Consider the following 23,437-nt stretch of genomic DNA (forward strand, 5'->3'; position numbering starts at 1 on the left):
TCGGCTCCGTCATGGAATCAGTCCCGTACTCTTTCCCGGTGACCGTCGAATCCGTCCTGCTCTTCGTCCTCGGCGTGGTCGTCTTCATCATCGGCCTGCTGGTCTCGATCGGACTCCACGAGCTGGGGCACCTGTCCTTCGCGAAGCTCTTCAACGTCAAGGTGACGCAGTACTCGCTGGGCTTCGGCAAGGCGATGTGGTCGTTCAAGCGGGGTGAGACCGAGTACGGGATCCGCCCGATCCTGCTCGGTGGGTACATCTCGATGGTCGGCATGCTCAAGCCGCGCGCCTCGGGCCGGGCGAACGCCATCACGAACACCGGCATGTACGGCGCGTTCGTGCAGGACGCCCGCCAGGCCAGCGCCGAGCAGATCGCGGACTCCGGCGGTGACGACTCCCGCGCCTTCTACCGCCTGACGCCGTGGAAGCGGATCATCGTGATGGTCGCGGGCCCGGCGATGAACCTGGTGATCGGCATCGTGCTGTTCGGTGTGCTGCTGTGCGGGTTCGGGGCGCCGACGACGACCTTCACGTCGAGCGTCGGGTGCGTGCTGCCGAACAGCCAGACGACCGAGTGCTCGCCCGGCGACGCGGTGTCCCCGGCGAAGCAGGCGGGCATCGAGTCCGGCGACGTCGTGCTCTCGGTGAACGGTGAGCAGGACCCCACCATCACCCGCGTCTCCGAGGTCTTCCAGGAGTCCGCCGGTGAGCAGGTCAACGTGGTCGTCGAGCGCGACGGTGCCCGCAAGACCCTCGAGATCACCCCGACGACCGCCACCCGCGACGTCTACGACTCCGAGGGCAAGGTCGTCAAGAACGACGACGGCACCACGAAGACCCAGCGCGTCGGCGTGGTCGGCGTCAGCATCGGGCAGTCCCTGGTGCGGCAGTCCCCGGCCGAGGTGCTGCCCGCGACCGGCGCCCAGATCGCGGCGTCCGCGCACCTGATCATCGACCTGCCGCAGCGCCTGGTCGCCGTGTGGAACGCCGCGTTCGGTGCCCAGGAGCGGTCGCAGGACAGCCCCGTGTCGGTGGTGGGCGTGGGCCGCGCGATCGGTGAGGTCTCGTCGATGAGCGGCGTCCCCGTCGTCGACAAGGCGTACACGATCCTCGGGCTGCTGGCCTCGCTCAACATCGGCCTGTTCGTGCTGAACATGGTCCCGCTGCTGCCGCTCGACGGCGGACACATCGCGGGTGCGCTCTGGGAAGCGATCAAGCGACGGTCGTTCAAGCTCGTCGGCAAGGCGGACCCGGGGCCCATCGACCTGGCGAAGACGATGCCGCTGACGATGGTCGTCGTGGTGCTGTTGGCGGGCATGAGCGCGCTGCTCATCTACGCCGACATCGTGCGGCCGGTGAACCTGTTCGGGTAGTCGCTCCGGCGCTACGCTCAGCGGATGACCACAGCCGCCCCGAACCCGCCCGAGGTTCGCACCGTCGAGCGCCAGGGCCTCGACGTCATCGCCGAGTCCGATCGGAAGGGCACCCCACGGGGACTGTTCTGGCCGTGGTTCGCCGCCAACATCTCCGTCCTCGGTCTGAGCTACGGCTCCTTCGTCCTCGGCTTCGGCATCTCGCTGGCCCAGGCGACGATCGTCTCGGTGATCGGGGTGGTGTTCTCGTTCCTGCTGTGCGGCGTCGTCGCGATCGCCGGCAAACGCGGCTCCGCGCCGACGATGGTGCTGAGCCGCGCGGCCTTCGGGGTCCGCGGCAACCGGGTGCCGTCGTTCCTCAGCTGGGTCCTCACCGTCGGGTGGGAGACGTCGCTCGCCGCCCTGGCGGTCCTGGCGACCTCGACGGTGTTCACCGAGCTCGGCTGGGACGGCGGGGTGCTGACGAAGATCGTCGCGCTCATCGTGGTCGCCGCACTGATCGTCGGAGCCGGCATCGCCGGGATCGACGTCATCATGCGCCTGCAGACCGTGATCACCGTCGTCACCGCCGTGTTGACCGTCGTCTACATCGTGCTCGCCGCGCCGACCATCGACTTCGCAGCGCTCGGTGCCCTGCCGTCCGGCAGCGGGCAGAACGTCATCGGGGCGCTCGTCCTCGTGATGACCGGGTTCGGACTCGGCTGGGTGAACGCCGCCGCTGACTACTCGCGGTACCTGCCACGGAATGCCTCGACGGGCGGGGTCGTCGGCTGGACGACGTTCGGCGGTGCCCTCGCACCGGCGGTCCTCGTGGTGATCGGCGTGATGCTTGCAGGGTCGTCACCGGATCTGAACGACGCGATCGGAGCCGACCCGATCGGCGCGCTCACGACTGTGCTCCCGGTCTGGTTCCTCATCCCGTTCGCGATCGTGGCGATCCTCGGGCTCGTCGGGGGAGCGGTCCTCGACATCTACTCGTCGGGCCTCGCGCTGCTGAGCGTCGGCGTGAAGATCTCGCGTCCGGCGGCCGCGGGCGTCGACGGCGTGATCATGGTCGCCGGTGCCGTCTACGTCGCCTTCTTCGCGCAGGACTTCATCTCGCCGTTCCAGGCCTTCCTCGTGACCCTCGGCGTCCCGATCGCCGCGTGGGCCGGGATCTTCGTCGCCGACGTCCTGCTCCGTCGACGTGCCTACGCCGAAGCCGAGCTCGACGACCGCCGCGGGCGCTACGGCGACGTCCGGTGGCTGCCCATCGCGCTCGTCGTGCTCGGTACCGTGCTTGGGTGGGGCCTGGTGACGAACACCTACGGCGTCCCGGCCTGGCTCAACTGGCAGGGCTACCTGCTCGGCCCGTTCGGCCTCGGTGGCCGCGAGGGGCCGTGGGCCTACGCGAACCTCGGCGTCCTCGTCGCACTGGTCGTCGGGTTCCTCGGCACGCTGCTGTTCGCTCGCGGCTCGATCCGCCGTCAGGAAGCACTCGCCACCCCGGACGACCTGCGATGAGCGCGGAGATCCCCGACGACGCCTGGCTCGTCGTCATCGACATGCAGCAGGTCTTCACCGGCGAGAACCCGTGGGCCGCCCCGCGGTACGACCACGCCGGCGCCGGCATCGAGCGGCTCCTCCCGCGGTTCACGGGCCGCACGGTCTTCACCCGCTTCGTGGCTCCGGCGGAGCCCGAGGGTGCGTGGGTGCCGTACTACCGCGACTGGCCCTTCGCACTGGTGCCGGACGCCGACCCGCTGTACGCGCTCACCGAGCCTTTCGCGTCGGCCGCCGCGGACCGGAACGACCCCGTCGTGACGGAACCGACCTTCGGCAAGTGGGGGACGAGCCTCCAGGCCGTCGTCGGCGACCACCCGCACCTGGTGCTCACGGGAGTGTCGACCGACTGCTGCGTGCTGTCGACCGCGCTGGCCGCGGCCGACGCCGGTGCGACGGTGACCGTCGTGGCGGACGCCTGCGCCGGCGCCAGCGACGAGGACCACGACCGCGCGCTCGCGGTGATGCGGCTCTACGCCCCGCTCATCACGGTCGTGGACTCGGTCAGGGAGCTCTGAACGGACGCACGGGGACCGGACCCGGCACGGTCAGACCGAGCGCGTAGAGTGCTCACGTGCCCGCAGTCAACCTCGGTATGCCCAAGTCCCCCGAAACCCTCGCTCCGCGTCGCAAGTCGCGGCAGATCCGGGTCGGCAAGGTGCTCGTGGGCGGCGACGCCCCGGTGTCCGTGCAGTCGATGACCACGACGCAGACCACCAACATCAACGCGACGCTGCAGCAGATCGCCGAACTCACGGCGTCGGGCTGCGACATCGTCCGGGTCGCCGTGCCCACGCAGGACGACGCCGACGCGCTGGCGATCATCGCGAAGAAGTCGCAGATCCCCGTGATCGCCGACATCCACTTCCAGCCGAAGTACGTCTTCCAGGCGATCGACGCCGGCTGTGCCGCCGTCCGCGTCAACCCGGGCAACATCCGCAAGTTCGACGACCAGGTCGGCGCGATCGCCAAGGCCGCGAAGGACGCCGGCGTCTCGCTCCGCATCGGCGTGAACGCGGGGTCGCTCGAGCCGAGCCTGCTGCAGAAGTACGGCAAGGCCACCCCCGAGGCGCTCGTCGAGTCCGCGGTGTGGGAAGCCTCCCTGTTCGAGGAGCACGACTTCCACGACTTCAAGATCTCGGTCAAGCACAACGACCCGATCGTGATGGTCAAGGCCTACCGGCAGCTCGCCGCCGCCGGTGACTGGCCGCTGCACCTCGGCGTGACCGAGGCCGGCCCGGAGTTCCAGGGCACGATCAAGAGCGCCACCGCGTTCGGCATCCTGCTGGCCGAGGGCATCGGCGACACCATCCGCGTGTCCCTCTCCGCCCCGCCCGCGCAAGAGGTCAAGGTCGGCCTGCAGATCCTGCAGTCGCTCAACCTGCGCGAGCGGAAGCTCGAGATCGTCTCCTGCCCGAGCTGCGGTCGCGCGCAGGTCGACGTGTACCAGCTCGCGAACGACGTCACCAAGGGGCTCGAGGGCATGACCGTCCCGCTCCGCGTCGCCGTCATGGGCTGCGTCGTGAACGGCCCGGGCGAGGCGCGCGAGGCTGACCTCGGCGTCGCCTCGGGCAACGGCAAGGGGCAGATCTTCGTCAAGGGCCAGGTCGTCAAGACCGTGCCCGAGGCCGAGATCGTCCAGACGCTCATCAACGAGGCGAACCGCATCGCGGACGAGATGGGTCCGGCCGCCGCGACCGGCACGCCCCAGGTGATCATGGCGCCGTAGGCGCGACCACCTTCGGACCGGAGGCCCGGTGCCAGCTGGCACCGGGCCTCCGGTCCGTCCTCCGGCGGCGCCGGCGCCGCTCGCGCCCAGCGGCGGGCACACCGCAGCGAACCCGCGCCGTCGGCCCGTCGCCACTAGGCTTGCCCCGTGGTCACACGGCTTTCGCATCTGTTCCTCCGTACGCTCCGCGACGACCCCTCCGACGCCGAGGTGACGAGCCACAAGCTGCTCGTCCGCGCCGGGTACGTCCGTCGCCAGTCCCCGGGGATCTTCGCCTGGCTGCCGCTCGGCCTCCGGGTGCGCGCCAAGATCGAGGCGATCATCCGCGACGAGATGGTCGCAGCCGGTGCGCAGGAGGTCCTGCTGCCCGCGCTCCTGCCCCGTGAGCCGTACGAGGCGACGAACCGCTGGACCGAGTACGGCGACGGCATGTTCCGCCTGCAGGACCGCAAGGGGTCCGACTACCTGCTCGCCCCCACGCACGAGGAGATGTTCGCGCTCCTGGTGAAGGACCTGTACTCGTCCTACAAGGACCTGCCGGTCACGCTGTTCCAGATCCAGGACAAGTACCGCGACGAGGCCCGGCCCCGCGCCGGGCTCCTGCGTGGCCGCGAGTTCACCATGAAGGACGCGTACTCGTTCGACCTCACCGACGAGGGCCTCGAGCGCAGCTACCAGGTCATGCGCGACGCGTACGAGAAGATCTTCGCCCGCCTCGGCCTCGACTACGTCATCGTCAAGGCCGACGCCGGCGCGATGGGCGGCTCCAAGTCCGAGGAGTTCCTGCACCCGATCGGCGTCGGCGAGGACACCTTCGTCCGCAGCGCCGGCGGCTACGCGGCCAACGTCGAGGCGTACGTCACCCCCGTCCCCGAGTCGCTGCCGATCGAGGGTCAGCCCGAGCCCGTGCTGCTGCCGGCGTCGGACACCCCGACGATCGACACGCTCGTCGCCCACGCGAACCAGGTCGCGCCGCGCGAGGGCGCCCCGTGGACCGCGGCCGACACGCTGAAGAACGTCGTCCTGGCGCTCACCCACCTCGACGGCACGCGCGAGGTCGTGGTCGTCGGCCTGCCCGGTGACCGTGACGTCGACCTGAAGCGCGCCGAGGTGTCGTTCGCCCCGGCCGAGGTCGAGGCCGCGGGCGACGACGACTTCAAGAAGCACCGCGGCCTGGTGAAGGGCTACATCGGCCCGCAGGTCCTCGGCGCCGACAGCGCCACCGGCCTCCGCTACTTCGTCGACCCGCGTGTGGTCGACGGCACGAGCTGGATCACCGGTGCAAACGAGCGCGGCGTGCACGTGTCGGGCCTCGTCGCCGGCCGTGACTTCGTGGCCGACGGTGTCGTCGAGGTCTCCGACGTCCGCGCCGGTGACCCGTCGCCGGACGGCTCCGGCCCGCTCGAGACCGCGCGTGGCATGGAGATCGGGCACGTCTTCCAGCTCGGTCGCAAGTACGCCGAGGCGCTCGGTCTCAAGGTGCAGGACGAGAACGGCAAGCTCGCGACGGTCACGATGGGCTCGTACGGCATCGGCGTGACCCGCATCCTCGCGATCCTGGCCGAGTCCCACAACGACGAGAAGGGCCTGGTCTGGCCGAAGAACGTCGCGCCGTTCGACGTGCACATCGTCGCCACCGGCCGTGACCAGGTCGCCTACGAGCTGGCGGCCTCCGTCGTCGCCGAGCTCGAGGGCGAGCGGTTCGACGTGCTGTACGACGACCGCCCCAAGGTCTCGCCCGGCGTGAAGCTCCGCGACGCCGAGCTGCTCGGCATGCCGATCGTCGTCGTCGCCGGTCGCGGCGCCGCCGATGGCGTCGTCGAGCTGTGGGACCGCGCGACCGGCGACCGCCGCGACGTGCCGGTGGCCGACCTGCTCGACGCGGTCCGCGCGATCTAGACGCGACCCCTGACGGAGAGGAGGCCCGTGGCGACGCCGCCACGGGCCTCCTGTCCGTCTCCTGGTTCTGGGGTACGCTTGTGGCCGACTTCTGCGCAGTTCCACCCCGCAGGAGCGACTCATCTGAATACGGAGGCACCTCGGTGAAGATCGATCTCGCAGTCCTGCGACTCATGGAGCGCGAGCGGGAGATCCCGTTCGACGAGCTCGTCCAGATCATCGAATCTGCCATCCTGACCGCCTACCAGAAGCACGCCGACGAGAACGGCGAGCCGGCCCACGCGCAGTCGCGTGTGGAGCTCGACCGCAAGTCCGGCGAGGTCAGCGTCTACGTCCCCGAGCTGGACGACGAGGGCACCGTCATCGGTGAAGCCGTCGACCAGCCGAGCGACTTCGGACGCATCGCGGCCTTCGCGGCGAAGCAGGTCATCAACCAGCGCCTGCGCGACATCGGCGACGACAAGATCCTCGGCGAGTTCCGCGGCAAGGAAGGCGACATCGTCGCGGGCGTGGTCCAGCAGGGCCCGAACCCGAAGATGGTGCACGTCGACCTCGGCACGATCGAGGCGATCCTGCCGCCCGAAGAGCAGGTGCCGGGGGAGTCCTACACGCACGGCTCCCGCATCCGCGTCTACGTGACGAGCGTCGCCCGTGGCAACAAGGGCCCGCAGATCATCGTGTCGCGCACCCACCCGGGCCTCGTCCGGAAGCTCTTCGCACTCGAGGTCCCGGAGATCGCGTCCGGTGTCGTCGAGATCACCTCGCTCGCCCGCGAGGCCGGCCACCGCACGAAGATCGCCGTCAAGGCGAACGAGCCCGGCGTGAACGCGAAGGGTGCCTGCATCGGCGAGCTCGGCGCACGTGTCCGTGCGGTCACGAACGAGCTCGGTGCCGAGAAGATCGACATCGTCGACTACTCGTCCGACCTCGCCTCGTTCGTCGCGAGCGCCCTGTCGCCGGCCAAGGTGACGAGCGCGTTCGTGCTCGACGCCTCGACGAAGGCCGTCCGCGCGCTCGTGCCGGACTACCAGCTGTCGCTCGCGATCGGCAAGGAGGGGCAGAACGCCCGCCTCGCCGCGAAGCTCACCGGCGCCCGCATCGACATCCAGCCGGACTCCATCCTGGACGGCGAGGACTAGGACGATTTCGCTCCCGGCGCGCCCTGCGAGGGCGCGCCGGATCGCGCACGTCCGAGGCAAGGAGTAGAGTGGTTCCCGTCAGAACGTGCATCGGCAGTCGTCGTCGCGCTTCCCGATCCTCCCTCCTCCGAGTCGTCGCCCTGAGCGATGGCCGTGTCGTGGCGGATCCGAAGGCAGTCATGCCGGGCCGGGGAGCGTGGCTCACACCGACCGTCGATGCCTACGATCTGGCCGTCAAGCGCAGGGCTTTCCGCCGTGCGCTCCGGTTGGATCGCGATCCCGACACGTCCGCGGTGCTCGACCACATCGTCGGTCTCCCACAGGAACCGGCCGAGCGCCCGGACATGACAGAACAGGCTGAACGGCTTATGGACAACTGATGAGCGGCTCGAAATGAGACCCGTCATCCATTGAGTCCTGCCCCTTCACGGGGTGGGACCCGTGAAGGAGAACAGTGGCTAAACCACGCGTACACGAGATCGCAAGCGAACTCGGCGTCGACAGCAAGACCGCACTCGAGAAGCTCAAGGAGCTCGGCGAGTTCGTCCGGGGTGCCAGCTCGAGCATCGAGCCCCCCGTGGCACGGAAGCTCCGTGCCGCCCTCCAGGCAGACGGCGCCCCCGCGGCGAAGCCCGCCGCCTCGGCCTCCGCGCCGAGCGCACCCGCCAAGGCCAGCGCGCCGAAGTCGAGTGCACCCAAGCCCGGCGGTCCCCGTCCGGGTCCGGCTCGTCCGGCACCGGCACCGGCTCCCGAGCCCGAGGCCCCGGCAGCACCCGCTGCCGACGTGCCCGCGCCGGCCGCACCGAAGTCCGTCGCCCAGCGACAGGCCGAGGCCGAGGCAGCGCAGAAGGCCCGCGCCGAGAAGCAGGCCGCTGAGAAGCAGGCCGCCGAGCAGGCAGGTGGGTCGACCGACGCTGCTCCGAAGTCCGACGCCGTGAAGCCGGGCACCAGCCCGAAGGCTCCCGCGGCAGCCGGTCCGAAGCCGGGTGGCCCCAAGCCCGGTGCACGTCCGGGCAACAACCCGTACTCGTCGAACCAGGGCATGGGCTCGCGCCCGCCGCGCCCCGGCAACAACCCGTACTCGTCCAACCAGGGCATGGGCCAGCGCCCGGCCGCCGGCGCAGCCGGTGGCGGTGGCATCCCGCGTCCGCAGCCCCCGCGTCCGGGCACGCCCCGTCCGGGTGCTCCGCGTCCGGGTGGTCCCGGTCAGGGCAACCGTCCCAACGGCTTCGGGCAGCGCCCGGGCCAGGGTGGTGGCCGTGGCGGCCCCGGTGCCCGTCCGGGTGCCGGCGGCGGTGCCGGTGGCGGCTTCCCGCGTCCGGCCTTCAGCGGCCCGCGTCCCGCCGGTGGCGGTGGCCGTGGTCGTGGCCCCGGTGGTGGTACCGCCGGTGCGTTCGGTCGCGGTGGCGGCAAGAGCCGTGCCCGCAAGTCGAAGCGGACGAAGCGCGCCGAGTACGAGATGCGTCAGGCCCCGTCGCTCGGCGGTGTGCAGGTCCCTCGTGGCGACGGCAACACGGTCGTCCGACTCCGTCGTGGTGCGAGCATCTCGGACTTCGCGGACAAGATCGACGCCATGCCCGGCAACCTCGTGACGGTGCTGTTCCACCTCGGTGAGATGGCGACCGCGACCGAGTCGCTGGACGAGGCCACGTTCGAGGTCCTCGGTGACGAGCTGGGCTACAAGATCCAGATCGTCTCGCCCGAGGACGAGGACAAGGAGCTCCTCGAGGGCTTCGACATCGACCTCGACGCAGAACTCGAGGACGAAGACGACGACGTGCTGCAGCAGCGGCCGCCCGTGGTCACCGTCATGGGTCACGTCGACCACGGCAAGACCCGCCTCCTCGACGCGATCCGCAACTCGAAGGTCGTCGAGGGCGAGGCCGGTGGCATCACCCAACACATCGGTGCGTACCAGATCGTCGCGCAGCACGAGGGCATCGACCGCCCGATCACCTTCATCGACACCCCGGGTCACGAGGCCTTCACGGCCATGCGTGCTCGTGGTGCCCAGGTGACGGACATCGCGATCCTCGTGGTCGCGGCGGACGACGGCATCATGCCGCAGACCATCGAGGCGTTGAACCACGCGCAGTCGGCCGGTGTGCCGATCGTCGTCGCGGTCAACAAGATCGACAAGGAAGGCGCGAACCCCGCCAAGGTCCGCCAGCAGCTCACCGAGTACAACCTGGTGGCCGAGGAGTACGGCGGCGACGTCATGTTCGTCGACGTGTCGGCGCGGCAGAACATCGGCATCCAGGAGCTCCTGGACGCCGTGCTGCTCACCGCGGACGCCGGTCTCGACCTGCGTGCGAACCCCGACAAGGACGCCCGTGGTGTCGCGATCGAGGCCCGGCTCGACAAGGGTCGCGGTGCAGTCGCCACGGTCCTCATCCAGTCCGGCACGCTCCACGTCGGTGACGCCATCGTGGCGGGCACGGCCTACGGCCGAGTCCGTGCGATGACGGACGAGAACGGGGTCGCGGTCAAGGCCGCGACGCCGAGCCGCCCGGTCCAGGTGCAGGGTCTGTCCTCGGTGCCCCGCGCCGGTGACACCTTCCTCGTCACCGAAGAGGACCGCACGGCGCGTCAGATCGCTGAGAAGCGTGAAGCCGCCGAGCGCAACGCCCTGCTGGCGAAGTCGCGCAAGCGCATCTCGCTCGAGGACTTCACCCGTGCGCTCGAAGAGGGCAAGGTCGAGTCGCTTAACCTCATCATCAAGGGTGACGTCTCCGGTGCCGTCGAGGCACTCGAGCAGTCGCTCCTGGACATCGAGGTCGACGACAGCGTCCAGCTCCGCATCCTGCACCGCGGTGTCGGTGCGATCACGGAGTCGGACATCGACCTCGCCACGATCGACAACGCCATCGTCATCGGCTTCAACGTCCGTCCGGACGTCAAGGCCCGTGAGCGTGCGGCGCGCGAAGGCATCGACGTGCGCTTCTACTCGGTCATCTACAACGCACTCGACGACATCGAGCAGTCCCTCAAGGGCATGCTCAAGCCCGAGTACGAAGAGGTCCAGTCGGGCGTCGCCGAGATCCGCGAGGTGTTCCGTTCCTCGAAGTTCGGCAACATCGCGGGTGTCATCGTCCGCTCCGGCACGATCACGCGCAACGCCAAGGCGCGCGTCATCCGCGAGGGTGTGGTGGTCGCCGATGGCCTGGCCATCGAGTCACTGCGTCGCTTCAAGGACGACGTGACCGAGGTCCGCACGGACTTCGAAGCCGGTATCGGTCTGGGCAAGTTCAACGACATCCAGATCGGCGACGAGGTCGAGACGACCGAACTCGTCGAGAAGCCGCGCGACTGATCGCGTGACTCCTCTGGGCCCCGGCCTCCCCGTGCGGGAGGCCGGGGCCCGACCCCTTTCCCACGCAGGACCACCGGCGGGAAGCGTCCCGCCACTGCCTCAGGAGGCACCCAATGGCCGATCCGCAGCGCGCACGCAAGATGGCGGACCGCATCAAGGAAGTCGTCGCACGTCGACTCGACAAGGGTCTGCGGGACCCGCGACTCGGGTTCGTCACGATCACCGACGTCCGTGTGACCGGTGACCTGCAGCACGCGTCGATCTTCTACACCGTGTACGGCACCGACGAGGAGCGTGCGGACTCCGCCGCGGCGCTGAAGGCCGCGACCGGCATGCTCCGGTCCGAGGTCGGCAAGAACATCACCGCCCGGCTCACGCCGTCGCTCGAGTTCATCGCCGACGCCCTGCCCGAGACCTCGGCGCACATGGAGGACCTACTCGTGCAGGCCCAGGTGCGTGACGAGCAGGTCCGGGCGGCCTCGGTCGGCGCGACGTACGCCGGCGACGCCGACCCGTACAAGCGCGACGAGGACGACGACGCCGACGACGCTGCCAGCACCGACAGCTCCGCCGAGCCGCGTTCCTAGATCCCGGGCAGCTGGTAGCCGCTCGCGTCGTCCCCGACGGCCAGTCCGTCACGCAGGAGCGACGCGAGCGCCCGGTCGCGCTGGTCGGCGTCCGGCCACACCGGTTCGATCTCGGACCGGGTGACCGGCACGTCGCTGGCGCGCAGCTCGGCCATGATCAGGCCGCGCACCTGGCGGTCACTGCCGGCGAACCTCGCCTGCCGCGGAGCCCGCGGCCCGTCGTGCTCCGGGTACCCGGCCGCACGCCACGCGCAGCGGTCCGCGATCGGGCACGCATCGCACGCGGGGGAGCGGGACACGCACACCAGCGCGCCGAGCTCCATCACGGCGGCGTTCGTGGCGGCGGCGTCGTCGCGGTCCGCCGGCAGCACGGACTCCATGAGCGGGAGGTCCTGCTTCGCCTTCGCCGGCCCGGGTTCGCCCTGGCCGAGGACCGCACGTGCGAGCACGCGGCGCACGTTGACGTCCACGACCGGGTGCCGGTCGCCGTACGCGAAGACCGCGACGGCGCGGGCGGTGTAGTCGCCGATGCCCGGCAGGGCGAGCAGGGCGTCGACGTCGCGGGGCACGACGTTGCCGTGGTCGTTCGCGATGGCGGTCGCCGCCGCGTGCAGCGCGAGCGCGCGTCGCGGGTAGCCGAGCCGGTCCCAGGCACGCACCGCCTCGGACGGGGGCGAGTCCGCGAGGTCGCGAGGCGTCGGCCACCGGGTGAGCCACGCCTCCAGTCGGGGGACCACGCGCGCGACCTGCGTCTGCTGCAGCATGATCTCGCTGACGAGCGTCCCCCACGCGGGGAAGCCGGGGCGGCGCCACGGCAGGTCCCGCGCCTGCTGCCGGAACCACGCGATCAGCGGTGTCGCGATGTCGGGCCGTTCCGGCGTGGCCGGCTCCTGCACACCGCGTCGCGCGGTCGGTTTGTCCACATCCGGTCTGGAGGCCCGACTCGCGTTCACCTCGACAGCCTACGGTGGACGCATGGCACGCTGGGCACCCGAAGAGACCGACACGATGGCTGCGATCGCTGCAGAGGCGATCGCGCAGGTCGGCACGAACCGCACCGTCATCGGCGTCGACGGGCAGGACGGCACCGACCTCGAGCGGGTCGCGGCCGCGCTCGTCACCGGTTTCGAGCAGCACGGGATCTCCGCGATGGCGGCCGCCGCGCCGTCCGCCGACCAGGACACGCTCCGATCCGACCTGGTGACGCCCTTCCGCACGACCGGAGCCGGTGACGGTGTCCTGATCGTGCACGGGCGGGGCATCCTGGCCCCCGGGGTCCGTACCCTGTGGCGCTGGTCGCTGTGGGTCGAGCAGGAGTCCGGCCGACTCGAGCGTCGTGCCGACGTGAAGATCGCGGCCTCCGCGGTGCTCGACGTCACCGATCCCGAGCACCCCCGCCGCGAGTGGAACGACGCCTGCTGACCGGCGCTGGTAATCTCGCCTGGTGCTCGAAACCGCGCCGGACGGCATCCTCCTCGTCGACAAACCGCAGGGGATCTCCAGCCACCGGGTGGTCTCCATCGCCCGTCGGCGCCTCGGCCTGAAGAAGGTCGGCCACGCCGGCACCCTCGACCCCATGGCCACCGGGCTGCTGCTGCTCGGCATCGGGCCGTCCACCCGGTTGCTCACGCACCTGGTAGGCCTCGACAAGACCTACACGGCGACCATCCGGCTCGGTGTCTCCACGGACTCCGACGACGCCGACGGCACGCCGACCGCTGCTGTCGGTGTGGCCGCTGCCGACGTATCGGACGACGCCGTCGAGACCGCCGTCGCAGCACAGCGGGGCGTGATCGACCAGGTCCCGTCCACGGTCAGCGCGATCAAGGTCGACGGGCGCCGCGCCTACGACCTGGCGCGCAAGGGCGAGGCGGTGGAGCTCAAGTCCCGCACGGTGACCGTCTCGCAGTTCGACGTCACGACGCGGAACGAGCGGACCGTCGCCGTCGACGGCACCGACGTCGCCGTGGTGGACCTGGACGTCGTCGTGACCTGTTCGTCGGGCACCTACGTCCGCGCGCTCGCCCGTGACGTCGGCGCGGCCCTCGGCACCGGGGCGCACCTCGTCGCCCTCCGTCGGACACGCGTCGGACCGTTCGACGTGCAGGACGCCATCGACCTCGAGGACGACGCCGTCGACGTCCGCGCCGCGCTCGCACGTCCGGCGGACATCGCCCGGCGACTCTTCTCGTCGGTGACGCTCGACGCAGCCTCGGCGAAGGACCTCACCGACGGCAAGCGCGTCGCGGCCGAGCACCCCGACTCGGACGGACCGGTGGCAGCGGTCACCGCGTCCGACGACCGGCTGGTCGGCCTCGTCTCCGTCCGCCGCGGACTGCTCCGGGTCATCACGAACTTCCCGACGCCCGGTGCGTCGTCCTCCTCGCAGACCGGAGCCCGCGCGTGATCGAGTGGTACATGTGGGTGCAGCTGGTGCTCGCCGTCGTGGTGGGGCTCTTCGCGGTCGTCGTGGGGTTCATCGGCTGGAAGCCGAACGACTACACCGTCGGCGCCCTCGTGCTCATCGAACTGCTGCTCCTGGTGCAGGGCGTCATCTCGATCGTGCTGCCGGCGACGGGCAGTCCGCCCGACGGCAACGCGCTCGAGTTCGGGGTGTACGCCGTTTCGGTGCTGCTCGTCCCGCCGGCCGCGGTCGTGTGGGCACTGATCGACCGCACGAAGTGGAGCACCGTGGTGCTCGGCGCCGGGGCCTTCACCGTCGCGGTGATGGTCTACCGGATGTACCAGATCTGGTTCGCGCTGAACTGACGCCGGAGGTCATGCGCGCAGCCGCGCGTCGGTAGAATCGGTGCAATGGCGACCAGATCCTCACTCGCGACCGGCATCGGCCGCGTCCTCATCGCCGTGTACGGCATCCTCGCGCTGGCGGCGACCGGACGCAGCGTCGTGCAGATCATCGAGAAGTTCTCGTTCGCACCGTTCGCGTACACCCTCAGTGCTGTCGCTGCCGTCGTCTACATCGTCGCGATGATCGCCCTCATCGTGCCCGGCCGGTTCTGGTACCGGGTCGCCTGCGTCACGATCGTGTTCGAGATGACCGGCGTGCTCGTCATCGGCACCCTGTCGCTGTTCGACCGCCAGCTGTTCCCCGACGACACCATCTGGTCGTACTACGGCTTGGGCTACGCCTTCGCGCCGCTCGTGCTGCCGATCGCCGGGCTCTGGTGGCTCCGCAAGCACCACCGCACCGCGGCCACCGATTCCTCGGCACCGGCTGCGTCCTCGTCCACCGCCCCGTTGAGCGAGTAGGAGCCACCGTGCAGTTCTACGAGGACACCGCCGACGTGGCGGAGGGGTTCGGCCCGAGCGCCGTCACCATCGGCAAGTTCGACGGCGTGCACGTCGGGCACCGAGCCGTCATCGCACACCTCGAGCGCGCCGCCCGCGAGCACGACCTCGTGGCCACCGTGGTCACGTTCGACCGCCACCCGCTCAACGTCATCGACCCGCCGCACGTCCCGCCGGCCCTGACGAGCACCGCGCAGCGCCGCGAACTGCTCGAGGACGCCGGGGTCGACGCCACCCTGCTGCTCCGGTTCGACCAGGAACTGCAGTCGAAGTCGCCCGAGGCGTTCGTGTCCGAGATCCTCGTCGACACCCTGCACGCCCGGCTCGTCTTCGTCGGCAGCGACTTCCGCTTCGGTGCGAAGGGCGCCGGTGACGTCGCGTTGCTGCGGACCCTGGGGGAGCAGCACGGCTTCACCGTCGAGCTCATCGACGACGTGGACCTCATCGACGACGTCCGACCCGACGGTGAGCGCCGGGTGTCCTCCACCTGGATCCGGGAGCTCCTGGGCCAGGGCCGCGTGGCCGAAGCCGCACGACTCCTCGGGCGGGAGCACGCCGTGCGGAGCGTCGTCGTGCACGGCAACCAGCGCGGCCGTGCGATGGGCTACCCCACAGCGAACCTCGACCCGGCGTGCGAGGGCTTCGTCCCCGCCGACGGTGTCTACGCCGCCCGGGTGCTGCACGACGGCACCGTCTACCCGGCGGCGGTGTCGGTCGGCAACAACCCGACGTTCGAGGGTGTGCCCGCGAAGCAGATCGAGGCGCACCTGCTCGACGTCGACATCGACCTGTACGGCGATCGGATCTCCGTGCTCTTCGTGTCGTACGTGCGCGGCATGGTCAAGTTCTCGTCGATGGACGAGCTCGCCGCGCAGATGCGGCAGGACGACCTGGACATCCGGCTGCTGCTCGGACTGCCCGCGCCGGTCTGACCTGCCGAGCACGCTGAAGCGGCCACCACGAACGACGCCCCCGTGACCATCGGTCACGGGGGCGTCGTTCGTGCTGCGGAGGCTCAGCCGCCCAGGGCGTCGAGCCAGATCTTGCGGGCGTCGAGGGCTTCCTGCGCGTCCTTGATCTTCCGGGCGTCACCGGTGGCCTGCGCCGCGGCGAGCTCGGACTGGAGCTTGCCGATCGCGTCTTCCAGCTGGCTCGCGAGGCCGTTCTGACGGGCCTTGCGCTCCGGGTTCGATTCCTTCCAGTGCGCGTCCTCGAGCCCACGGACGTGGTCCTCGATGGCACGCAGGCGGTCCTCGACCCGACGGACGTCACCGCGGGGGACCTTGCCGATCTCGTCCCAGCGGCGCTGGATGCCGGTGAGGGTCTTGCGAGCGGCGACCCGGTCGGTCGCCTGCAGGAGCGGCTCGGCCTCGGTCAGCAGGGCCTGCTTCGCCTCGAGGTTGGCGGAGAACTCTTCGTTCTCGGCTGCGCTCTCGGCGTGGCGCTGCTCGAACAGCACGTCTCCGGCGGCCTTGAAGCGTGCCCAGAGTGCGTCGTCGTGGCGCTTGCCGGCACGTCCGGCGTTCTTCCAGTCGTCGAGGAGCTGGCGGTAGTCCGGGATCGCGTCGGAACCGCGGGGCGCGAGGGCTTCGGCCTGCGCCACGAGCTCCTGCTTGCGGGTCCGGGCGTCACGGTGCTGTGCGTCCAGCTCGGAGTAGAAGGCACGACGGTGCTGGTCGACGGTGGACCGCGCTGCGCGGAACCGCTTCCACAGGTCGTTGGCCTCGTTCTTGGGGATCCGCGGCCCGTCGTGCTGGTGCTGCTGCCAGCGCGCGAACACGTCGTCGAGCTGCGCCGTGATCTGCTTCCACTGCGCGCGTGCGGGGTCCACCGCGGCGAGTGCCTCGGCTTCCTCGACCAGGGCGGTGCGGTGCGCCAGGGCGTCCTGCAGCGCCTGCTGCGCCTGTTCCGCCTGCTCCTTGGTGAGCGAGCCGAGCTGCTCGGTGAGCGCGCCCACGCGGGTCTCGAGCGACTTGATGTCACCCACCACGCGGGCGTCGGCGACCAAGGCGGTCAGGTGCTCGACCGTCCGGGCGACGTCGTTCGCCGACGCACCGCGCTGGACGCGCTGCTCGGCGATCTTCACCTGCCCCTCGAGGTCGGCGTACTTCCGCGCGAAGTAGGCGAGGGCTTCTTCGGGGGTGGCGTCCGGGTACTCACCGACAGCACGTTCGGTCTCTTCGTACCGGACGTACACGGTCCCGTTCTCGTCGACCCGCCCCCAGGTCGTTGCTTCGTCAGATCCCACAGGTCTCGCCTCGATCGTGGTCGTGCATCGCCGACGTCACCGTCGGCACGGTCAGGTCGTCAGCCTATTGCACGGACGGGCTCCGCCGCCCGACCGGTGCGACGGGTTGTGGACTACTTCTGCTCCGCGATGGTCGCGTCGGTGATCTTCGTCGCCACCTTCGGCTCGCCGGTGCCGTCGCTGCCGGGCGACGCGATGCCCTTCGCGGCGATCTTCGACTCGAGCTCGGACAGCCCGCTCGTGACCTTGCCGACGACCGTGTAGCCGCCCGTGGAGCCGTCGAGCGTGGTGTCCCCGTAGACGATGAAGAACTGCGTCGACTGCGAGTACGGGGAGTCCGACCGCGCGATCGCGATCGTGCCCTTCTCGTAGACGCCGTCCTCCGGCACGTTCTCGAGCGGGCCGTACTCGAAGCCGGCGTCGCCGGTGCCGTCGCCGTTCGCGGAGCCGCACTGCAGGAACTTCAGGCCGTCGCTGTCGGCGAGCCGGTGGCAGGTGGTGCCGTTGTAGAACTGCTCATGGATCAGCGAGATCTCGGCACTCGTGGCCTGCGGCGCCTTGGCACCGTCCAGCTCGATGCCGAGGTCGATGCTCTTGTTGAGCGTGAGCGTGCCGGTCCAGGTCGCGCCCTTCGCGATCGACTTGCTCGGCACGTCGCCGGTGTTGGCGGCCGTGGCGCGGGCCGACGGTGTGGCCGTCGACGACGCGGAGGCGCTCGGGGCCGGGGCGTCCGACCCCCGCGATCCGGCGAAGGCGAGCTGCGACCCGGTGGCGAGGGCCGCGACGAGGACGAGGGCACCGGCACCGATCAGGTTGTCCCGCACGCGGCGGCGTCGCTGCCGCTCGTGGAGGCCCTGGCGGGCCTGGTAGAGGCGGAGGCGCTCGCGCGCCTCTCGGTTGTCACGCGCTGGGTTCTTCGGTGCCACGGTGCTGGTCTGCCCTCTCGTCGCAGTGTGCAACGAGCGTAGCCGAACGGTCACCACCACCACCTGGCGGGAGGCGCGGCCTGCGTCGGTGGACCGGCCTACGATTGCAGGATGGCAGCGGATCGTTCGGGAATGCACGCGCCCACCACGGGGGGTCGGGCCGGTCTCGCGCAGGGTTCCGTCCCGCTCGCCGTCCGGATGCGCCCCACCAGCCTCGACGAGGTCGCCGGTCAGCAGCACCTGCTCGGCCGGGGTTCGCCCCTGGTGCAGCTCGCCACCGGCACGCGTGAGAACCCCGGCGGGGTCTCCGTGATCCTGTGGGGCCCACCCGGTACCGGCAAGACCACGCTGGCGCAGGCCATCGCACGGCAGTCCGGTCGCGAGTTCGTCGAGCTCTCCGCCGTGACCGCCGGCGTGAAGGACGTGCGCGAGGTCATGGAGAAGGCGCTGACCCACCGCGACCTGTACGGATCGACCACGGTGCTGTTCCTCGACGAGATCCACCGGTTCAGCAAGGCCCAGCAGGACGCCCTGCTGCCCGGCGTCGAGAACGGGTGGGTCATCCTGATCGCCGCCACCACCGAGAACCCGTCGTTCTCGGTCATCTCGCCCCTGCTGTCCCGCTCGCTGCTCCTGACGCTCAAACCGCTCACCGATCCCGACCTCGGCATGCTCGTCGACCGTGCGGTGGAGGACCCCCGCGGCCTCGGCGGTGCCGTCGTCCTCGGTGACGAAGCCCGCAGCGCGATCATCCGCCTCGCGTCCGGCGACGCCCGACGTGCCCTGACCGCGCTCGAGGCTGCGGCGGCGTCGGCCACCGCCGCACAGGACGAGGACGACGACACCGTGCCCGTCGTCGACGCCGACACCGTCGCGGCCGCGGTCGACCGGGCCCTGCTGCGCTACGACCGACAGGGTGACGAGCACTACGACGTCATCAGCGCCTTCATCAAGTCGGTGCGGGGGAGCGACGTCGACGCAGCCTTGCACTACCTCGCCCGGATGATCGAGGCCGGCGAGGACTCCCGGTTCATCGCGCGGCGGATCATCATCTCCGCGTCCGAGGACATCGGCATGGCCGACCCGCAAGCGCTGCCCATCGCGGTCGCCGCGGCCCAGGCCGTGCAGCTCATCGGGATGCCCGAGGGGCGGATCCCGCTGGCCGAGGCCGTCGTCTACCTGGCGACGGCGCCGAAGTCGAACGCCGCCTACAACGGCATCAACCAGGCGATGGCCGACGTCAAGGCGGGGCGCATGGGCACGGTCCCGATGCACCTGCGCGACGCGCACTACGCCGGGGCGAAGCGCCTCGGGCACGGCAAGGGGTACGTCTACTCCCACGACGCCGAGCACGGGGTCGCCGAGCAGCAGTACCTGCCGGACGCACTCGAGGGCACCGAGTACTACACGCCGACGGCCAACGGCTACGAGCGCGAGGTCGGGCCGCGGCTCGAACGACTCCGGAAGATCACACGCGGCCAGTAGCGTCGGTGCTTCTGCGCTCGCCCCGATGCTGCTAGCATTGCCGGGCCTACGTCCTGGTCCTCGAGCACGGCTGCGTCGAGGACAGAGTGCCACTCCGGTGGTACGGGGGCAGAGGTTCGGACTGTAGCCGTCCGATCCCACAGGCTCATCCCTCTGGATCCCGTCGTCGGGGCCACCGGCACTCGCGTGCCCGGCCTCCGGCGAGTATTCAGTTCGAACAGAGAAAAGGACCCTGTGTCTACCAAGTCACGTACCCGCAGCAAGACCCGCCTGTCGCGCGCACTCGGCATCCCGCTGACGCCGAAGGCCGCCCGTTACCTCGAGAAGCGCCCCTACGGGCCCGGTGAGCACGGCCGTACGCGCCGTCGTGCGGACAGCGACTACGCCGTCCGCCTCCGTGAGAAGCAGCGTCTGCGCGCCCAGTACGGCATCCGCGAGAAGCAGCTCCGCATCGTCTTCGAAGAGGCTCGCAAGACGAAGGGCCTGACCGGTGAGAACCTGGTCGAGCTCCTCGAGCAGCGCCTCGACGCCCTCGTGGTCCGTGCCGGCTTCGCCCGCACCACCGCGCAGGCCCGTCAGCTGATCGTGCACCGCCACATCCTGGTCGACGGCAAGCTCGTCGACCGCCCCTCCTTCCGCGTCAAGGAGGGCCAGCTGATCCACGTCAAGGCGAAGTCCGAGTCGATGGAGCCCTTCCAGGTCGCCGCTGCCGGTGGCCACCAGGAAGTCCTCCCGAAGGTCCCGGGCTACCTCGAGGTCGAGATCGAGAAGCTCCAGGCCCGCCTCGTGCGTCGCCCGAAGCGCGCCGAGGTCCCCGTGACCTGTGAAGTGCAGCTCGTCGTCGAGTACTACGCAGCTCGCTGATCCACTGATCACACCCGAACGGCGGGTCGTCCTCTCGAGGGCGACCCGCCGTTCGGCGTTCCGGCACCGGCGACTAAGCTTGTCCGGGCATGCACCGCCCGGGTGCACAGAGGGAGAGGCACCGTGAAGCAGCTGTTCTTCGTCGCCGTCGGCATCGTCATCGGGTTCGCCGTCGCACACCGGGTCGCCCAGACCTCCGGTGGCGCCCGGCTCTTCGCCGAGGTGAACGCCAAGACGAAGGCCTTCACGGGTGCCGTCGCGGACGGCTACCGGTCGCGCGAGGCCGAGCTCCGTACCGACGTCTGAGCGCTCCGACCGAGCAGCCTCGACCCTCCTCCACCCACGACCTGAACCCAGGAAGCACCATGCAGACCGCAGAGATCCGCCGCCGTTGGCTCCAGTACTTCGGTGACCGCGGCCACACCGTCGTCCCGTCCGCGTCCCTCGTCTCCGACGACCCGTCGCTCCTCTTCACGGTCGCCGGCATGGTGCCGTTCATCCCGTACCTGACCGGTCTCATCCCGGCGCCGTTCCCGCGGGCGACGAGCGTGCAGAAGTGCATCCGCACGAACGACATCGAAGAGGTCGGCAAGACCCCTCGCCACGGCACGTTCTTCCAGATGAACGGCAACTTCTCGTTCGGCGACTACTTCAAGGAGCAGGCGATCCAGTTCGCCTGGGAGTTCCTGACCAACCCGGAGACCGACGGCGGACTCGGCTTCTCGCCCGACGACCTCTGGGTCACCGTCTACGAAGAGGACGACGAGGCGATCGGCTTCTGGAAGCAGCACTCCTCGCTGCCCGACGAGCGGATCCAGCGCCTCGGCAAGGACACCAACTACTGGTCGACCGGACAGCCCGGACCGGCGGGTCCCTGCTCGGAGATCTTCTTCGACCGTGGCCCCGAGTACGGCATCGACGGCGGCCCGGCGACGGACGATGACCGGTACGTCGAGATCTGGAACCTCGTCTTCATGCAGTACCAGATCGCCGACGTGCGGTCGAAGTACGACTTCGAGATCACCGGCGAGCTGCCGAACAAGAACATCGACACCGGCATGGGGCTCGAGCGTGTCGCCTTCATCAAGCAGGGCGTCGACAACATGTACGAGATCGACCAGGTGCGCCCGGTGCTCGACCGCGCGGCCGAGATCTCCGGCCGACGCTACGGCGCCGTGCACGAGGACGACGTGCGGATGCGCGTCATCGCCGACCACGTCCGTTCCTCGCTGATGCTCATCGCCGACGGCGTGAGCCCGTCGAACGAGGGCCGCGGGTACATCCTCCGTCGTCTGCTCCGTCGCACGGTCCGCGCGATGCGCCTGCTCGGTGTCGAGGCGCCCACGTTCCCCGAGCTCTTCCCGGCGTCCCGCGACGCCATGCGCGACGCCTACCCCGAGGTGGCGTCCGACTACGACCGGATCTCCCGCATCGCCTACGCGGAAGAAGAGACCTTCCTCCGCACCCTGGCGCAGGGCACGACCATCCTCGACGTCGCCGTCGAGCGTGCGAAGCAGGACGGCGCCCCGTCGATCGGCGGCGACACGGCGTTCCTGCTGCACGACACCTTCGGGTTCCCCATCGACCTGACGATGGAGATGGCCGAGGAAGCCGGGGTCCACGTCGACCGCACCGCGTTCGAGACCCTGATGTCCGAGCAGCGTGCCCGGGCGAAGGCCGACGCGAAGAGCAAGAAGACCGCGATCGCCGACCTGAGCGTGTACAGCGCGTTCCGGGCCAAGGGCGAGACGACGTTCCTCGGCTACGACGCGCTCGAGGCCGAGACGCGCGTGCTCGGCATCATCGTCGGCGGTGTGAGCGTCGACCGTGCGGTCGCCGGTGACATCGCCGAGGTGATCCTCGGCGAGACCTCGCTGTACGCCGAGTCGGGCGGCCAGGACGCCGACCAGGGCTCGATCGTCGGCAACGGGTTCGACCTCGAGGTCCTCGACGTCCAGCGACCGGTCTCCGGGCTGTGGAGCCACACCGTGCAGGTCCGCTCCGGTGAGGTCGGCGTCGGTGACGCCGCGAGCACCGTCGTCGACGCGGAGTACCGCCGCGGTGCGACTCAGGCGCACTCCGCGACGCACCTGGTGAACGCGGCCCTCCGCGACATCCTCGGGCCGGAGGCGCTGCAGGCCGGTTCGTACAACAAGTCCGGCTACATGCGCCTCGACTTCTCGTGGTCGCAGCCGGTCTCGCTCGAGACGCGCTCCGAGATCGAGGAGGTCGTGAACACCGCGATCCGCACCGACCTCGAGGTCTCCACGCGCATCCTGCCCATCGACGAGGCGAAGGCCCTCGGGGCGCAGGCCCTGTTCGGTGAGAAGTACGGCGCCGAGGTCCGCATGGTCGACATCGGCGGCCCGTGGTCCCGCGAGCTCTGCGGTGGCACGCACGTCGCCTCGAGTGCGCAGATCGGGCTCGTCAACCTGGTGGGGGAGTCGAGCGTCGGTTCGACGAACCGCCGCGTCGAGGCACTGGTCGGGCTCGAGGGGTTCCGCGACCTCGCCGTCGAGCGCACGATCGTGTCGCAGCTCTCCAGCGCGCTCAAGGCTCCCCGTGCCGACCTGCCGGCCCGCGTCCAGAACCTGATGGAGGACCTCCGGTCCGCCCAGAAGAAGCTCGCCGAGTACGAGTCGGCGAACCTGCAGCAGCGCGTGCCCGCCATCGCCCGGAACGCCACCACCGTCGGTGCCACCACCGTGGTCGCCGAGACGATCGACGGGCTGCAGTCCGGTGACGACCTGCGCTCGCTCGCCACCGGCGTCCGGGGCCAGCTCGGTGACGGCGCGGCCGTCGTCGTGCTCGGTGCCGTCGTGGGCGGCAAGCCGATCGTGATCGTCGCGACGAACGACGCCGCCCGTGCTGCGGGCGTGCAGGCGGGCCCCCTCGCGAAGGAGGCCGCCGGCGTGCTCGGTGGCGGTGGCGGCGGCAAGCCGGACCTGGCGCAGGGCGGCGGGACCGACGCAGCAGCGCTCCCCGCGGCGCTGCGTGCCGTGACCGCACGGCTCGCGGGCTGA

21 protein-coding genes are annotated in these 23,437 nt (G+C 70.3%); 18 read left to right on the forward strand and 3 right to left on the reverse strand.

What is annotated here, in order from left to right:
* Positions 1–38 precede the first annotated feature (38 nt).
* From DEJ21_RS02295 to rbfA, 9 genes are all read left to right on the forward strand, one after another.
* On the forward strand, positions 39–1,373 hold the full coding sequence (locus DEJ21_RS02295) for an RIP metalloprotease (protein WP_181435752.1): 1,335 nt from the start codon (positions 39–41) through the stop codon (positions 1,371–1,373).
* 24 nt (positions 1,374–1,397) lie between these two features.
* Complete coding sequence (locus DEJ21_RS02300) at positions 1,398–2,876, forward strand: cytosine permease (RefSeq protein WP_111223592.1); 1,479 nt, start codon at positions 1,398–1,400, stop codon at positions 2,874–2,876.
* Complete coding sequence (locus DEJ21_RS02305) at positions 2,873–3,433, forward strand: cysteine hydrolase family protein (RefSeq protein WP_111046425.1); 561 nt, start codon at positions 2,873–2,875, stop codon at positions 3,431–3,433. The genes DEJ21_RS02300 and DEJ21_RS02305 overlap by 4 nt, the downstream gene beginning before the upstream one ends.
* Positions 3,434–3,489: 56 nt before the next feature.
* Positions 3,490–4,644 (forward strand): flavodoxin-dependent (E)-4-hydroxy-3-methylbut-2-enyl-diphosphate synthase, encoded by a 1,155-nt coding sequence (gene ispG / locus DEJ21_RS02310; protein WP_171907786.1) that lies wholly within the window; start codon positions 3,490–3,492, stop codon positions 4,642–4,644.
* Positions 4,645–4,791: 147 nt separating this feature from the next.
* Positions 4,792–6,543, forward strand: coding sequence for a proline--tRNA ligase (locus DEJ21_RS02315; RefSeq protein WP_111223593.1), 1,752 nt, complete (start codon positions 4,792–4,794; stop codon positions 6,541–6,543).
* Between the two features lie 143 nt (positions 6,544–6,686).
* On the forward strand, positions 6,687–7,682 hold the full coding sequence (nusA, locus tag DEJ21_RS02320) for a transcription termination factor NusA (protein WP_027465762.1): 996 nt from the start codon (positions 6,687–6,689) through the stop codon (positions 7,680–7,682).
* 68 nt (positions 7,683–7,750) lie between these two features.
* Entirely contained in the window at positions 7,751–8,062 is a 312-nt protein-coding gene (locus tag DEJ21_RS02325) for a YlxR family protein (protein WP_031259737.1), read from the forward strand.
* A 74-nt stretch (positions 8,063–8,136) separates the two neighbouring features.
* Positions 8,137–10,995, forward strand: coding sequence for a translation initiation factor IF-2 (gene infB, locus DEJ21_RS02330; RefSeq protein ID WP_111223594.1), 2,859 nt, complete (start codon positions 8,137–8,139; stop codon positions 10,993–10,995).
* Between the two features lie 113 nt (positions 10,996–11,108).
* Complete coding sequence (rbfA, locus tag DEJ21_RS02335; RefSeq protein WP_111223595.1) at positions 11,109–11,582, forward strand: 30S ribosome-binding factor RbfA; 474 nt, start codon at positions 11,109–11,111, stop codon at positions 11,580–11,582.
* Here the strand turns inward: rbfA and DEJ21_RS02340 are convergent.
* A complete protein-coding gene (locus tag DEJ21_RS02340; protein ID WP_375342390.1) occupies positions 11,579–12,505 on the reverse strand; it encodes an A/G-specific adenine glycosylase in 927 nt (308 codons plus the stop codon). The two genes, rbfA and DEJ21_RS02340, sit on opposite strands and share 4 nt — an antisense overlap.
* A 52-nt stretch (positions 12,506–12,557) precedes the next feature.
* Here DEJ21_RS02340 and DEJ21_RS02345 point away from each other — a divergent pair, with 52 nt between their 5' ends.
* From DEJ21_RS02345 to DEJ21_RS02365, 5 genes are read left to right on the forward strand one after another with little or no spacing between them, the layout of a single operon-like run.
* Positions 12,558–13,004, forward strand: coding sequence for a hypothetical protein (locus DEJ21_RS02345; protein WP_071414719.1), 447 nt, complete (start codon positions 12,558–12,560; stop codon positions 13,002–13,004).
* A gap of 22 nt (positions 13,005–13,026) precedes the next feature.
* On the forward strand, positions 13,027–13,989 hold the full coding sequence (gene truB / locus DEJ21_RS02350; RefSeq protein ID WP_071244775.1) for a tRNA pseudouridine(55) synthase TruB: 963 nt from the start codon (positions 13,027–13,029) through the stop codon (positions 13,987–13,989).
* Positions 13,986–14,351 carry a hypothetical protein gene (locus tag DEJ21_RS02355; RefSeq protein ID WP_071244774.1) on the forward strand — a complete coding sequence of 122 codons (366 nt, stop codon included), beginning with the start codon at positions 13,986–13,988 and terminating at the stop codon, positions 14,349–14,351. Before truB ends, DEJ21_RS02355 begins: the two co-directional genes overlap by 4 nt.
* Positions 14,352–14,396: 45 nt before the next feature.
* Positions 14,397–14,852: a hypothetical protein gene (locus tag DEJ21_RS02360; protein WP_111223596.1), complete on the forward strand. Its 456-nt coding sequence runs from the start codon at positions 14,397–14,399 to the stop codon at positions 14,850–14,852.
* Between the two features lie 8 nt (positions 14,853–14,860).
* Positions 14,861–15,823: a bifunctional riboflavin kinase/FAD synthetase gene (locus DEJ21_RS02365; protein WP_111223597.1), complete on the forward strand. Its 963-nt coding sequence runs from the start codon at positions 14,861–14,863 to the stop codon at positions 15,821–15,823.
* Between the two features lie 83 nt (positions 15,824–15,906).
* On the opposite strand, the gene DEJ21_RS02370 is transcribed toward DEJ21_RS02365, so the two are convergent.
* Both DEJ21_RS02370 and DEJ21_RS02375 read right to left on the reverse strand, forming a co-directional pair.
* Complete coding sequence (locus tag DEJ21_RS02370) at positions 15,907–17,139, reverse strand: DUF349 domain-containing protein (protein WP_173034022.1); 1,233 nt, start codon at positions 17,137–17,139, stop codon at positions 15,907–15,909.
* Positions 17,140–17,252: 113 nt separating this feature from the next.
* Positions 17,253–18,065: a peptidylprolyl isomerase gene (locus DEJ21_RS02375; protein WP_111223598.1), complete on the reverse strand. Its 813-nt coding sequence runs from the start codon at positions 18,063–18,065 to the stop codon at positions 17,253–17,255.
* Positions 18,066–18,197: 132 nt separating this feature from the next.
* Between DEJ21_RS02375 and DEJ21_RS02380 the strand changes: the two genes are divergently transcribed.
* The 4 genes from DEJ21_RS02380 to alaS all read left to right on the forward strand — a co-directional run bounded on the left by DEJ21_RS02380 (position 18,198) and on the right by alaS (position 23,437).
* Positions 18,198–19,550, forward strand: a complete 1,353-nt coding sequence (locus DEJ21_RS02380) for a replication-associated recombination protein A (protein WP_111223599.1) — start codon at positions 18,198–18,200, stop codon at positions 19,548–19,550.
* A gap of 234 nt (positions 19,551–19,784) precedes the next feature.
* On the forward strand, positions 19,785–20,414 hold the full coding sequence (rpsD, locus tag DEJ21_RS02385) for a 30S ribosomal protein S4 (RefSeq protein WP_017887166.1): 630 nt from the start codon (positions 19,785–19,787) through the stop codon (positions 20,412–20,414).
* 123 nt (positions 20,415–20,537) lie between these two features.
* On the forward strand, positions 20,538–20,720 hold the full coding sequence (locus DEJ21_RS02390; protein WP_027465751.1) for a hypothetical protein: 183 nt from the start codon (positions 20,538–20,540) through the stop codon (positions 20,718–20,720).
* Positions 20,721–20,779: 59 nt separating this feature from the next.
* A complete protein-coding gene (gene alaS / locus DEJ21_RS02395; protein ID WP_111223600.1) occupies positions 20,780–23,437 on the forward strand; it encodes an alanine--tRNA ligase in 2,658 nt (885 codons plus the stop codon).

Origin of the sequence: Curtobacterium sp. MCSS17_006, assembly GCF_003234215.1 — a bacterium.
Classification (GTDB): domain Bacteria; phylum Actinomycetota; class Actinomycetes; order Actinomycetales; family Microbacteriaceae; genus Curtobacterium; species Curtobacterium flaccumfaciens.